This window comes from Sciscionella sediminilitoris (assembly GCF_000737195.2).
GTDB lineage: Bacteria > Actinomycetota > Actinomycetes > Mycobacteriales > Pseudonocardiaceae > Sciscionella > Sciscionella sediminilitoris.
Genome location: NZ_JALM01000019.1, coordinates 14170 through 27840, shown reverse-complemented (window position 1 = coordinate 27840; position 13671 = coordinate 14170). Strand labels below are relative to the sequence as shown.

Below are 13671 nucleotides of genomic sequence, written 5' to 3'. Positions count from 1 at the left end.
AATTCCCCCGAACGCCGTTGTGCGACCATACGTGCCGCGATGGCCACGACTCGTTCACTCTCGATCAGCAGCGCCGAACAGGGTTCGACGCCGGTCGGTCATGCCGGGGAAAGCCCTGACTCCCCGGAATCCGAGCGCGTCGGGCAGCTGCCGAGAGCCCTGCTCCTGCTCGGTTTCCTCGGCTCCTGCGTGATGGCGCTGGCCGCGGTCGGTGCCGGTGCCACGCTCGCCCACGACCCCCTGCTCTCCACCGGGCCGCTGGCCTGGATCCGTTATGGGCACGGGCGCCAGCTGGCCACCGTGGCCCTCTACGCCGGGCTCGCCATGCTGATCTGGGCGTGGATCCGGCTCGGCCGTGCGGTGCGCGCGCGCCGCCTCGGCAAACGCTGCGTGCTGTACGCGATCACGGCGTGGACGCTCCCGCTGGTGTTCGCCCCGCCGCTGTTCTCCAAGGACATCTACTCCTACCTGGCACAGGGCGATATCGCGCTGCACGGCTTCGATCCCTACCAGGTGGGCCCCTCGGTGCTCTCCGGCGCGCTCGCGGAGAACGTGAGCTGGGTGTGGCAGAACACCCCGGCACCGTACGGGCCGCTGTTCGTGCTGGTCGCCAAGGCCACGGTCGCGGTGACCGGACAGCAGATCATCCCCGGGGTGATCCTGATCCGGCTGCTCATGCTCCCCGGTTTCGCGCTGATCGTGTGGGCCATCCCGAGGCTGGCCAGGCATTTCGGCGGGCGCCCCGAGCTCGCGCTCTGGTTCGGCGCGGCGAACCCGCTGATCCTGGTGCACCTCATCGGCGGCGGGCACAACGATCTGCCCATGGTCGGGTTCATGCTGCTCGGCATCGTGCTGGTGCTGGAGCGCAAACCGGTGAGCGGATTCGCCATGGTGACCGTGGCGGTCGCGATCAAGGCCAGTGCCGCCCTGGTGCTGCCCTTCCTGGTGTGGGTGTGGGCGGGCAAGCTGCGCGGTCCGGCCTGGCGGCGGTTCGTCATCGCGGCCGCGGGCGGGATCGCCGTGGTCGCGGTCGTGTTCGGCGGGATCACCCTGCTCGCCGGGGTGGACCTCGGTTGGATCCCCGCGCTGTCCTCCTCGAGCGCGATCGTGAACTGGCTTTCCATCCCGAGCGCGATCGGCCAGTTCCTGGACATGGTCGGCGGCTGGTTCGCCCGGTTGCCCGGTGGCCTGTTCATCGAGAGCATGCGGCTGATCGGGGAAGCCGTGCTCGCCGTGCTGGTCATCTGGCAGTGGTGGCGTGCCCGGGTCGGCGGATCGGAGGCGGTGCGCCGCTCGAACATCGCCCTGCTCGCGCTGGCCCTGCTCGGCCCGGCCTGCCTGCCCTGGTACTTCAGCTGGCCGATCACCCTCGGTGCGGTCCTCGTCTACTCCGGGACCGGACTGGTCGCGATCACGGGCGCCTCGGTGTGGCTGGTGCTCGTGACCTATCCGTCCGGGGACACCGCGCTGTACAACTGGCTCTACGTGGCCTGCTGTGCCGTGGTCGCGGCGCTCGCCGCCCTCGCGCTGGTGCGCCCGGACCCGCTGCGGCTGTCCGCGCACGAACCGGACTTCCTGCTCGCGCGGGACAGTGCCGCCGGACCGGGATCGCCGGAGCGGTCCGCCTAGAAGGCCATCGCCTGGGCGCGGCGCTTGACCTCGGTGCCCCGGTTCCCGCGCAGCGCGTCGATCGGGCGCCCGGGAAGGGACTCGTCGGCGGTGAACAGCCAGCGCAGCGACTCGGAGCGGGTGAACCCGGCGTCGGAGAGCACCGTCATCGTGCCGGTGAGGCCCTTGACCACGCCGGACTCGTCGACGAAGTCCGCGGGCACGCACACCTCGCGGTCCCTCCGGAGCGCGATGAGCTGCCCGTCACGCACCATCTGCTGCAGCTTGGACACGGGAACGCCGACCTGGCCGGCGAGCTCGGAGATCGGGATGACGGCCGAGTCGGCGTCAAGCACGTCCTCGGCGAGGGGAATCGAACTCACGGCGACTACTGTGCCACACGCGGCGGCCGGCAAGCACGGGGTTTCGGCGCGCACCAGTACGATCAACAGCTGTGACGAGTGGAGTCGCGGACATGGCAGGCACGGTGCTCGAGGGCAGGTACCGGGTGGACTCGCTGCTCGCCACAGGTGGTATGTCGACCGTGTACGCAGGCCTTGACCTGCGGCTCGAGCGACCGGTCGCGATCAAGGTGATGGATCGCAAACTCGCAGACAATCCCACCTTCATGCGCCGCTTCGAGCTGGAGGCGCGCGCCGCGGCGAAGCTGCACCACCCGAACATCGTCGCCGTGTACGACCAGGGCATCGACGAGGCGGCCGTCTACCTGGTCATGGAGCTCGTCTCCGGGGGAACCCTGCGCGATCTGCTCGAGGAACGCGGGCCACTGGATCCCGCGCTCGCCCTCGCCATCGCCGAACCGGTCGCCTCCGCGCTCACCGCCGCGCACCGGGCCGGGCTCGTGCACCGCGACATCAAGCCGGAGAACGTGCTCATCGGCTGGCAGGAGCACGGCGGGGGCGCGGTCAAGGTGGCTGACTTCGGACTGGTGCGCGCGCTGAGCGGGTCCAGCCTCTCCACCGGGAACGTCATCCTCGGCACGGTCGCCTACCTGTCCCCCGAACAGGTCGCCACCGGGGACGCCGATCCGCGCAGCGACGTGTACGCGCTCGGGATCCTGCTGTTCGAGATGCTCACCGGCCGCCCGCCGTACAACGGGGACACCGCGCTCTCGGTCGCCTACCGGCACGTGCACGAGGACGTGCCCGCCCCCGGTGAGCTGCGCCCGGATCTGGCCCCCGCGCTGGACAACCTCGTGCTGCAGGCCACCCGGCGGGACCCGGCGGCGCGCCAGCAGAACGCGGCCGATCTGGCGCTCGCCATCGAACGGGTGCGCGGTGGCCTCGGGCTGCCGAAGGTTCCCGTCCCGGTTGCCGCGCCGCCCACGCTCACCAACCTCGAAGCGGCGACCGGACCCGTCGACCACGGCGGCCCGTCCGGGACCAGGATGTTCACCCGTTCGGCCGCGGAGGTGCTCGAACCGGAACCGGCCACCGAGACCCAGGCCGAGCCGGTCGCACCGGATCCGAGCGCCGGGTACCGCAAGGACCGGCGGCGGAGCAGGCGCTGGCTGGCCGTGGTCCTGGTACTCGTGCTGCTGCTCGCCGCGCTCATCGGCGTGGGCGCCTGGTGGTTCGGCTCCGGGCGATGGACCGCGGTGCCCGCGCTGTCCGGGCTGAGCAAGACGCAGGCCCAGCACAACGCGGAACAGGCCGACCTGACCACGCGGCTGACCATGCGGCAGAACAACACGGTTCCCGCGGGCACCGTGATCAGTTCCAATCCGTCGACCGGGGCGGACGCGCTGCGTGGCAGCCAGGTCGAGCTCGTGGTGTCCACCGGGAAGCCGAAGGTCCCGAAGATCGAACCGGGCACCAGCAGGCAGGAGGCCGAGCAGGCGATCCGGAACGCGGGGCTGCGGCCGGTGCACGACTCCTCCGGGGACCGCTACAGCCCCTCGGTGGCCAAGGGCGCGGTATTCGCCGTGACCCCCTCCCCCGGCACCCCGCTGCCCGGGAACGCCGAGGTGACCCTGGTGCTGTCCAAGGGAGTCGCGCCGATCAAGGTCCCGGATGTCACCGGTTCCGCGCACGACGACGCGTTCCAGGCACTACGCAAAGCCGGGCTGAGCCCCTACGACCTGCCCGGGCAGTTCACCGGCTCGGGCAAACCGGGCACCGTGCTGCAGACCAATCCCGCGGCCGGCGCCAGCGTGCCCGCGGACGCCGACCGCCGCGTCGGGGTCGTGGTATCCACCGGGGTGCAGCTACCCGATGTGACCGGTAAGAAGGTCGGCGAGGCACGCTCCACCCTGGAAGGGCTCGGGCTGAAGGTGCAGGTGCACCAGTTCCTGCAGAGTGACGATTCGCAGGTGCTCACCCAGTCCACCCCGCCGGAGACCACGGTCGCCCCGGGCACCGAGATCACCCTGAACGCGCTGCCGTAACGGCCGCAGGACGCGAAAAACCCGGCCCACCTGGTCGGTGGCCGGGTTCCTCTGTTGGCTCGTTCAGCCGCGCAGCATCTCGGCGACCAGGAAGGCGAGCTCGAGGGACTGCTGGGTGTTCAGCCTCGGGTCCATCGCGGTCTCGTAGCGCCCGGACAGATCGGTGTCGGAGATGTCCTGGGCACCGCCGATGCATTCGGTGACGTCCTCACCGGTCAGCTCGACGTGCATGCCGCCGGGGTGACTGCCCAGCGAGTTGTGCACCTCGAAGAAGCCGTGCACCTCGTCCACGATCCGGTCGAAGTGCCGGGTCTTGTAGCCAGTGGAGGACTCGTAGGTGTTGCCGTGCATCGGGTCGCACTGCCAGATCACCTTGTGCCCGCTGGCCTCGACCTTCTCGATGATCGCCGGGAGCACCTCGCGCACCTTCGTGTTCCCCATCCGGGAGACCAGGGTCAGCCTGCCGGGCACATTGTGCGGGTCGAGCCGGTGCACGTATTCGAGTGCCTGCTCCGGGGTGGTCTTCGGGCCGATCTTCACCCCGACCGGGTTCGCCAGCAGCTCGGCGAGCGCGATGTGCGCCCCGTCGAGTTCCCTGGTGCGCTCCCCGATCCAGAGGAAGTGCGAGGACAGGTCGTACAGCTTCGGGTCGGCCGGATCCGAGGTGTCCATGCGCAGCAGGGCACGCTCGTAGTCGATCAGCAGCGCCTCGTGGCTGGCGAAGATCTCGGTGCCGTGCAGCGAATGGTCGGTGACCCCGCAGGCGTTCATGAATCGCAGCCCGCGGTCGATCTCCCCGGCGAGCGCCTCGTACCGGGCACCCGCGGGCGAGGTGCGCACGAAGTCCTTGTTCCAGTCGTGCACCCGGTGCAGATCGGCCATGCCCTCCGAGGTCAGCGCGCGCACCAGGTTCATCGCCGCGCTCGCGTTCGCGTAGGCGCGGATCATCCGCGAGGGATCGGGAATCCGGGCCTGCTCGCTGGTGTGCAGCGAGTTCACGATGTCGCCCCGGTACACCGGGAGCCCGAAGGCGTCCAGTTCGTTGGACCGCGGCTTGCCGTACTGGCCGGCGATCCGCGCCACCTTCACCACCGGGGTGGAGGCCGCGTAGGTCAGCACCACCGCCATCTGCAGCAGCGTGCGGATGTTGCCGCGAATGTGCGGCTCGGTGTTGGTCTCGAACGTCTCCGCGCAGTCGCCGCCCTGCAACAGGAAGGCTTCCCCGCGCGCCACCTCGGCGAGCCGCTCCTGCAGGCGGGCCACCTCGTTCGGCAGCGTCACCGGCGGCACGCTCTCCAGCACCGTGCGCACCTGCCGGGTCTGCTCGGCATCCGGCCACTGCGGCTGTTGTGCCGCGGGGCGGGCGAGCGCCTCGTCGAGGTTGGTACGCAGGTGCGGCGGAAGGGGCGGTAGTTCCGGAAGGGTGTCAACCGGGATGTCGACGGTCCAAGATGTCACGAGACCAGACTAATGCCGCCCCACGATCGGCTCATGACCTGGGTGGTTCACTGTGCCGGGGCACACCACCGGACACGAGAAACGGCCCCACGCAAACGCGTGGGGCCGTTCCTTCGGGAACTGTCGCTCAGTTACCGGAGAGCTTCTCGCGCAGTGCGGCGAGCTGCTCGTCGGAGGCGAGGGTGCCGCCGTTGGTGGACGGCGCGGCCGGAGCGGAGGAGTATCCGCCGTCGGTCGCGGGGGCACCGGTGTCCTCGCCGCCCTCGGCACCGGCCTCGGCGTCGAGCTGAGCCGCGCGGGCGACCTGCGCCATGTGCTGCTCGTAGCGGCGGTGGGCCTCGGCGTACTGCCGCTCCCACTCCTCACGCTGCTTGTCGAAGCCTTCCTGCCACTCCTGGGTCTCCGGGTCGAAGCCCTCGGGGTAGATGTAGTTGCCCTCGTTGTCGTAGTCGGCGGTCATGCCGTACTGCGTCGGGTCGAACTCCGAGTCCGGGGTGAAGCCCTCGTTGGCCTGCTTGAGCGAGAGCGAGATACGCCGCCGCTCCAGGTCGATGTCGATGACCTTGACCATGACCTCGCCGCCGACCTGCACGACCTGCTCGGGCAGTTCCACGTGCCGCTCGGCGAGCTCGGAGATGTGCACCAGACCCTCGATGCCGTCCTGGACGCGCACGAACGCGCCGAACGGGACGAGCTTGGTGACCTTGCCCGGCACGATCTGGCCGATCGCGTGGGTGCGGGCGAACTGGCGCCACGGGTCTTCCTGGGTGGCCTTGAGCGAGAGGGAGACGCGCTCGCGGTCCATGTCCACGTCGAGCACCTCGACGGTGACTTCCTGGCCGACCTCGACGACCTCGCTCGGGTGGTCGATGTGCTTCCAGGACAGCTCGGAGACGTGCACCAGACCGTCGACGCCGCCGAGGTCCACGAACGCACCGAAGTTGACGATGGAGGACACGACGCCCTTGCGGACCTGGCCCTTGGCCAGCGCGTTGAGGAACTCGCTGCGCACCTCGGACTGGGTCTGCTCCAGCCAGGCGCGGCGGGAGAGCACCACGTTGTTGCGGTTCTTGTCCAGCTCGATGATCTTGGCCTCGAGCTCCTTGTGCACGTAGGGCTGCAGGTCGCGAACCCGGCGCATCTCCACCAGCGAGGCGGGGAGGAAGCCGCGGAGCCCGATGTCCAGGATGAGGCCGCCCTTGACGACCTCGATGACGGTGCCGCGAACCGGCTCGTCCTTTTCCTTGAGCTCTTCGATCGTGCCCCAGGCGCGCTCGTACTGAGCGCGCTTCTTGGACAGGATCAGCCTGCCTTCCTTGTCCTCTTTCTGGAGGACGAGGGCCTCGACCTCATCGCCGACGGTGACGACCTCGTTCGGGTCGACATCGTGCTTGATGGACAGTTCGCGTGACGGGATCACGCCCTCGGTCTTGTAACCGATGTCGAGCAGCACTTCGTCGCGGTCGACCTTGACGATGGTGCCTTCGACGATGTCGCCATCGTTGAAGTACTTGATCGTCTTGTCGATGGCGGCGAGGAAGTCTTCCTCCGACCCGATGTCGTTGATCGCGACCTGTGTGGTCGTCGGGGCGGCGGTGGTGTCGATGGACATGTGGTAGGTGGCTCCGGTACGGATGATCGTAGGTATGTGCTTTGGACAATGTGCGCGCGCCGCGGGCCTACGCTGAGGCGAATCGAACGCGACGACCCCACGAGAAACAGCGTCTGACGCCAGAGGTGACTATCGCAGACAGCATCTACCCACTGCGCAAAAGTATGGTACGCGGCGGGCTTGCGCAGCGGCAAACCAGGGTCGGATGAACAGGGAAGAAGGGTACTCCGGTGACCGAGAACCGGCACGCACGGGCCGAGGAAATGCTTGGCACGGTGGGAATCGAGGCCCGCGAGGCCGGTTCCGCGGAGTCCGCGCGCGCCAACCGCGCCTGGTGGAACGCCGATGCCGAGGACTATCACCGGACACACGGCGAATTCCTCGGCGCGAACGGTGCCGCCGACTTCGTGTGGTGCCCGGAGGGGCTGCGCGAGCAGGACGCCCGGCTGCTCGGCGAGCCCGGTGAACTGAGCGGGCGGCGGATCCTCGAGCTCGGCTGCGGATCGGCGCCCTGTTCGCGCTGGCTCGCCGGGCAGGGCGCCCGCCCGGTCGGGCTGGATGTGTCCGAGGCGATGCTCGGCTACGCCCGATCCGCCTCGGACACGCTCGCCCTGATCCAGGCCGATGCGGAACACCTGCCGTTCGCCTCCGGATCCTTCGACCACGCCTGCTCCGCGTTCGGCGCGGTCCCGTTCGTCGCCTCGGTCACCGCGGTGTTCACCGAGGTCGCCAGGGTGCTGAAACCGGGAGGCCGCTGGGTGTTCGCGGTGAGCCACCCGATGCGCTGGGCCTTCCCCGATGTCGGCGGACCGGCCGGCCTGACGGTGACCCAGTCCTACTTCGACCGGACCCCGTACGTGGAGGTGGACGCGCACGGCCACGCCACCTACGTGGAGCACCACCGCACCCTCGGGGACTTCGTGGGCGCGATCGCCGCGGCGGGGCTGGTGCTGCACCGGCTGGTCGAACCGGAGTGGCCGCCGGGGTTCACTCGGGAATGGGGACAGTGGACCCCGCTGCGCGGCGCGCTGTTCCCCGGGACCGCCATCTTCTGCACGCACAAGCCGCCGGAACCGCTCTCGTGACCGCGCCGGAGTCCTTCGTCCGGGCCCAGGCGGCGCATTTCGCGGCGCTCGACCCGCTGCTGCCCACTCCCGTGCTACCCCACGGCGGGGAACCCATCGGTGCGCTGAGCGAGGACCGCAAACCGCTGCTCGCGCTGCTCCGCGAGGAGTCGCACCCACCGGGGACCGCGTCGAGCCTGTGGTCGGCGCGGGTGAGCCAGCAGCTGTATCCCCTGGTCGCCTCGGGTGCCGAGCTGGATCCGCTGCTGCGGCGCTGGCGGGAACTGCTCGACGACCGCCGCGATCCGGGCGTGGACTCCGCCTGCCTGCTCACCTGGCCGAGCCGGGACACCGAGGCGACCCAGGTGCTGCTGCGGCACGGTTTCGCCCCGCTGACCGTGCTCGCCGTGCGCACCGGTCCCCCGGTCGAGGAGCCGAGGGAGAACGGCACCCCCGTCCGGCGGGCCGGCGAGGACGACCTCCCCGACCTGCTCGAGCTGGCCATGGCCGAACTGCGGTTCGCCGCGCGGGTCGGTTCCGCCGTGGTCCGCGAGGACGCCGAACGGCTCAAGGCCACGGCGCTGCGCGACTGGCTGGACGACCGATTCCCGATGCTGCTCGCCGAACGGGACGGCGAGGCCGCGGGCACGGTGCAGTTCCGCGCGGCCCTGCTCGACGAGGACAGCAGGCCGCGGTTGCTCCCCGAAGGGCTGTGGGGCTACGTGAACTGCCTTTCGGTGCACCGGCGATGGCGCGCCTCCGGGGTCGGCAGGGCGCTCATGGCGCGGGCGCACGCGGAACTTCCTGCGGACCGTACGGGGGACTATCTCTATTACAATCCGGCAAATCCGCTTTCCTCGGTGTTCTGGCCACGGCAGGGTTACCGTCCATTGTGGACCGTCTGGGAGGTGCGCCCGGCGCGCGCGCTGCAGTAGAGAACCACCCGTTCAGGCAAGCACCACCCGTTCGGGGGGTTCGGGCGGGAAAGCCCACGCCAGCCCGCCGATGCGCGGTATCTCTGCTTAGTCGACAGGTGTGTCACCGTGTGTATCCCACACGGTAGGTTGCCTGTGCATCTCACCGGCGAAAAACTCGATACCGTTCGATAGAGGGAACCCCGTTGGACATCCATGCTCGCCACATAGCCGTCAACGGCCGTTACAAGCAGCTGTTGCCGCCGACCTCGCTGCTGGTGGCCGAAGGACAGCTCACCGTCGTGCGCTGTCTCGGCGACGAAGCGACGACGCTGGCGCTCGCGCTTTCCGGGCGGATCGAACCGGACGACGGCGCGGTACTGCTCGACGGCGAGGGGAATCAGGCGGCACTGCGTGAGCATGTCGCGATCGTCGACGCGCCACGGGTCACCGAACCGGAGCCCTCCCGCACCCTCGCCGCGGTCGTCGCCGAATCGCTCGCGCTCGCCCGCCAGCCCGCGGGCCGCGCGACCGTGGAGGACTGGCTCGTCGAACAGCACGCCGAGCAGTACGCGAAATACCGCTTCGAGACCCTGCCCGCACCGCTGCGCACCCGGCTGCTCGTGGAGCTCGCGCTCGCGGACGAACAGGTCCGGATCCTGATCCTGGACACCCCGGACCGGCACACCGGTGATGCGCAGACCTGGTGGTCGGTCGCACTGCGCCAGGCCCAGCGCGGCCTCGGGGTCGTCGTGCTCTGTGCCGACGGCACCGCGCGCGGACTGCACCCGGAGACCGCGAAGGTCGGCCAGATGCAGCAGCCGCCGCCGATCACGATCGGCCCGGACGGAGTGCAGTTCGCCGATGTCCCGCCGACCGATCCCAGCTTCGGCACCCAGTACGGCGATGTGTACCCCGCAGGGGGCCACCCCGAAGAGGGCTACATCAGCGGCGAGCACTCCTACGAGGAGTTCTGGGGAGACCGGGCCCCCGAGGAGGTGCCCGAGGAGACCGACGCCGAGAAGACCACGATGCAGCCCATTTTCCTTGAGGATGATCGGGCCCTCGAGGACGAACCACCGGCACTCGAGGACGAACCGCGGCTCGGCGACCACCAGTACAGCGAGCACCACTACAGCGACGCGGACTTCGAGGAACCCGCCGCGCCCGCGGAGCAGCCGTCCGAGCCGACGCGGCGCTGGGACTCGCTCAGCGGGATCAGCGCCCGGCTCGCCGGCGACGACACCGGCGAGGCGCAGCCGCCCGCACACGGCGGCGACCCCGAAGAGACCACCACCCTGCACCACGTTGTCGACCGGGAGGATTCGTGACCACCATCCGCCTTGCCCTTGGGGAGCTGCGCAGGGTGACCTCGGGCAGGATGCCCTTGCTCGTGACCATCGCGCTCATCCTCGTCCCGCTCGTCTACGGCTCGATGTACCTGGTCACCAACGATGATCCGGGCAAGAAGCTGAACAAGCTGCCCGCCGCGCTCGTCGTCTCGGACACGGGCGCGCAGTCCGGTGGCAACGCGGTCAACGTCGGCCAGGATGTCGGGACCGCGCTGCAGAGCGCGCGCGGCTTCGACTGGACGCGCACCAACCCCGAGGACGCGGCGAACGGCCTGAAGTCCGGGAAGTACACCTTCTCGCTGACCCTCCCGCCGGAGTTCTCGGCCGCGCTCACCGCGCCGCAGCGCAGCGGGGACCAGAAGGGCCTGCTGCGGCTGACCACCAGCAACGCGCAGAACTATCTCGCGGCACCGATCGCCGAGTCGGTCTCCAAATCGGTGCGTGACGCCGTCTCCCAGGAGGTCGGCCCGGACGCGGCGAACCGGCTGCTCATCGGCTTCTCCCCGGCGGGCGGTCAGCTGGCCAATGCCGGAGAGACCGCGAAGCAGCTCGCCGACGGGGCGAGCAAGACCCGGGACGGAGCCGTCGGCGTCTCGGACGCGATCGGCAAGCTCAACGCCACCCAGCAGCAGATCTCCCAGCAGAGCAAGCAGGTCGGCGACGGCATGACCGATATGACCAACGGGCTCAATGCCGCGCGGGACAAGGCGAATCAGCTTCCGCAGCAGGCGGGCAAGATCGCCGACGACACCAAGAAGGCCGCCGATTCCGGTTCCTCGTTCTCCTCGGCCGGCTCCCAGTTCGTCGAGGCGGCCAGCGGATTCACCGGTCAGATCGACGGAATGAGCGGGGACATCCGGGACGAGCTCGAGGGCAAGGTCTCCCCCGCCGAGCTGAACAAGGTGCTCGGCATCGTCAACGACGCCAAGGGAAAGCTCGCCGATGCGAACACCAAGGTGCACGACTCGGGCAGCCAGCTCAGCACCGCGGTGAACAGCGCGAAGCAGGCCTCGAGTGAGGCCACCGAGCTCTCCGCGGCCGCCCCGGGCATCGCCAAACCGGTCTCCGACGCGGCCACCAGCGCCGGTCGGCTCGTCGGCCCCGCGGGCCAGGCCCGGGACAGCGCCAAGGGCGCGGCGGACGCGACCTCGAAACTGGTCGGCAGCTCCACGCAGCTGCGCAACGACGCCGGATCGCTGGCCGGATCCGCGAGCCAGATCCAGCAGCAGCTGACCACGAGCCCGGTCGGCGAGGCGGGCAAGAATCCCGCCGATCCGGTCAACGTCTCCTCCGACGGGGTGGCCAAGGCGAGCAGCTACACCGCGGGTCTTGCCCCGTTCTTCCTGGCCCTCGCCATGTGGGTCGGCGCGTTCGCGCTGTTCCTGCTGCTGCGCCCGCTGTCCTCCCGCGCGCTGGCCGCCCGTGCCTCGGTGTGGCGCACCGCGGTCGGCGGCTGGCTGCCCGCCGCGGCGTTCGCGGTCGTGCAGGCCATCGTCGTGTACGTGACCGTGGTGTTCGCGATCGGTATCAAACCCTCACAGCCGATCCTGGCCGCGGTGTTCCTGATCGTCGTGGGGCTCAGCTTCACCGCGCTGCTGCACGGGCTCGGCGCGCTGTTCGGCTCGGTGGGCCGGATCATCGGCCTGGCGCTGCTGGTGCTGCAGCTGTTCACCAGCGGCGGTGCCTATCCCGCGCAAACCCTGCCCGCGGTGCTGCAGGGGCTGAACACCGTGCTGCCGATGGGCTACGCGACCGATGGGATACGCCAGCTCTGCTACGGCGGCACGCTCACCGCGACCGCGATCGATGTCGGGGTACTCATACTGTGGGGCATCCTCGGGCTGGTGCTCGGCATGGTCGCCGCCCGCCGCAAGCGGGTGTGGACGGCGAACCGGGTGCGCCCGGAGTTCGCCCTGTAGCCGGGATTTCAGGAACGCAGCTGCGCGAGGTGCGGCCAGATATCGGGTTCCCCGATCTGGTCCGCCTCGGGCGGCGCGTCCCGCAGCGCTCGCGTCACGGCCGCCGTGATGGCCGCGCTCGTCTCGGCGTGGTTGGCGTGCCGCCTGCCCCGGCGCAGGGGGATGTAGCCGAGCGCCACTCGCTGGGTGACGTGCTCGGGAAGCGCGGGTTCGGGAAGCCCTCCGGGGAGTTCCGCGCAGGAGTAGACCTCGACCACTCCGGCTCCACCGGCCAGCGATCCGCCGACTGCGCGCAGTACCGGCACCCGGTGGTTCTCCGGCAGCCAGGCCACGAGCAGATCGGCGGGCCCGTCGAGCTCTCGGGCCACATCGCGGGCGAGCGCGGCGGGCGCGGACCAGTCGGCGCGCACCCAGCGCGCCGTTCCGCCCGAGCCGTCGAGTTTCGGGCACTTGCCGAGCGGGCGGTACCGCTTGCTCGGCAGCACGACATGCCAACCCTGCGCGAGCAGTTGCTCCACACAGTCACTGAGCATTCCGCCGCCACCGATCACCAGCGCCCGCTGTCTCCGATCGTGTGACATCGACAACAGGATACGGGAACAGGCAAGCGCGGAACCGTGTTGACTGGGCGCATGGACTCCCGTTTCACCGAAGCACGCACCGCAAGTCTGGCCACCGTGCGCGCCGACGGCCGCCCGCATCTGGTCCCCGTCGTGTTCGCCTGCTCAGCGGAGTTCGTGTACACCCCGGTCGACGGCAAGCCCAAGAGCGGGAAACCCTTGCTGCGCCTGGCGAACATCGCGCACGAGCCGCGGGTCAGCCTGCTCGCCGACCGCTACGCCGAGGACTGGTCGCTGCTGTGGTGGGTGCGGGTCGACGGCGAGGCAGCGGTGCACTCCGGCGATGCGGTGGCCACCGAGGCACACGCGCTGCTGCGCGCGAAGTACCCGCAGTACGGCGAGGTGGAGCTGGGCAGTTCGGTCATCGCCGTGCGGGTGAGCCGGGTGGCGAGCTGGTCGGCGAGCGGCTAGCGCTGTACCGGGGGCGTACCGGTCTCCACCGGCCTGTTCGGCCTCGCGGTCGTCCCAGGGCTTGCCGGCATCGAGTTCCGCGTTCGGCTGGCCGAGGGAGAACCAGTTCCCGGAATCGTCGCGGTATCCGGCTTATCCGAGAGTGACCGTTCCCGGGACGCGGTCGCCATCAGCACGAAACAGCCGGGAATGTGCGGACAGTGAGCGTTCGGTTCCCGGTAGCAGGCGATGCCCGCCAGTTCGGGCGCGGTCAGCGGATCGGCGAACCGCGCATCGATCACGTCCCGCGCCCGGCGCAGGTGCGTG

General features: G+C 69.9%; 11 protein-coding genes. 7 read left to right on the top strand and 4 right to left on the bottom strand.

The window, feature by feature from the left end; genetic code table 11:
• The first annotated feature begins 39 nt into the window (after positions 1-39).
• Positions 40-1629, top strand: coding sequence for a polyprenol phosphomannose-dependent alpha 1,6 mannosyltransferase MptB (gene mptB, locus AD72_RS09720; RefSeq protein ID WP_037345265.1), 1590 nt, complete (start codon positions 40-42; stop codon positions 1627-1629).
• On the opposite strand, the gene AD72_RS09715 is transcribed toward mptB, so the two are convergent.
• The gene (locus AD72_RS09715; RefSeq protein ID WP_020495151.1) at positions 1626-1991 is read right to left on the bottom strand and encodes an Rv2175c family DNA-binding protein; all 366 of its coding nucleotides are present in this window, start codon (positions 1989-1991) and stop codon (positions 1626-1628) included. The two genes, mptB and AD72_RS09715, sit on opposite strands and share 4 nt — an antisense overlap.
• A gap of 71 nt (positions 1992-2062) precedes the next feature.
• Between AD72_RS09715 and pknB the strand changes: the two genes are divergently transcribed.
• Positions 2063-4015, top strand: a complete 1953-nt coding sequence (pknB, locus tag AD72_RS09710) for a Stk1 family PASTA domain-containing Ser/Thr kinase (RefSeq protein WP_231644775.1) — start codon at positions 2063-2065, stop codon at positions 4013-4015.
• Between the two features lie 63 nt (positions 4016-4078).
• On the opposite strand, the gene AD72_RS09705 is transcribed toward pknB, so the two are convergent.
• Both AD72_RS09705 and rpsA read right to left on the bottom strand, forming a co-directional pair.
• Positions 4079-5473, bottom strand: coding sequence for a class II 3-deoxy-7-phosphoheptulonate synthase (locus AD72_RS09705; protein WP_031466112.1), 1395 nt, complete (start codon positions 5471-5473; stop codon positions 4079-4081).
• Positions 5474-5600: 127 nt separating this feature from the next.
• Entirely contained in the window at positions 5601-7085 is a 1485-nt protein-coding gene (gene rpsA / locus AD72_RS09700) for a 30S ribosomal protein S1 (RefSeq protein ID WP_031466111.1), read from the bottom strand.
• A 263-nt stretch (positions 7086-7348) separates the two neighbouring features.
• Here rpsA and AD72_RS09695 point away from each other — a divergent pair, with 263 nt between their 5' ends.
• The 4 genes from AD72_RS09695 to AD72_RS09680 all read left to right on the top strand — a co-directional run bounded on the left by AD72_RS09695 (position 7349) and on the right by AD72_RS09680 (position 12334).
• The gene (locus AD72_RS09695) at positions 7349-8170 is read left to right on the top strand and encodes a class I SAM-dependent methyltransferase (protein ID WP_051898383.1); all 822 of its coding nucleotides are present in this window, start codon (positions 7349-7351) and stop codon (positions 8168-8170) included.
• Positions 8167-9084, top strand: a complete 918-nt coding sequence (locus AD72_RS09690; RefSeq protein WP_031466109.1) for a GNAT family N-acetyltransferase — start codon at positions 8167-8169, stop codon at positions 9082-9084. Before AD72_RS09695 ends, AD72_RS09690 begins: the two co-directional genes overlap by 4 nt.
• A gap of 185 nt (positions 9085-9269) precedes the next feature.
• On the top strand, positions 9270-10394 hold the full coding sequence (locus AD72_RS09685) for a hypothetical protein (protein ID WP_051898351.1): 1125 nt from the start codon (positions 9270-9272) through the stop codon (positions 10392-10394).
• The gene (locus tag AD72_RS09680) at positions 10391-12334 is read left to right on the top strand and encodes a YhgE/Pip family protein (protein ID WP_031466107.1); all 1944 of its coding nucleotides are present in this window, start codon (positions 10391-10393) and stop codon (positions 12332-12334) included. The genes AD72_RS09685 and AD72_RS09680 overlap by 4 nt, the downstream gene beginning before the upstream one ends.
• A gap of 8 nt (positions 12335-12342) precedes the next feature.
• On the opposite strand, the gene AD72_RS09675 is transcribed toward AD72_RS09680, so the two are convergent.
• A complete protein-coding gene (locus AD72_RS09675) occupies positions 12343-12915 on the bottom strand; it encodes a Rossmann-fold NAD(P)-binding domain-containing protein (RefSeq protein WP_063890728.1) in 573 nt (190 codons plus the stop codon).
• 51 nt (positions 12916-12966) lie between these two features.
• On the opposite strand from AD72_RS09675, the gene AD72_RS09670 reads away from it, so the two are divergent.
• A complete protein-coding gene (locus tag AD72_RS09670) occupies positions 12967-13365 on the top strand; it encodes a TIGR03668 family PPOX class F420-dependent oxidoreductase (RefSeq protein WP_031466105.1) in 399 nt (132 codons plus the stop codon).
• Positions 13366-13671: the final 306 nt, after the last annotated feature.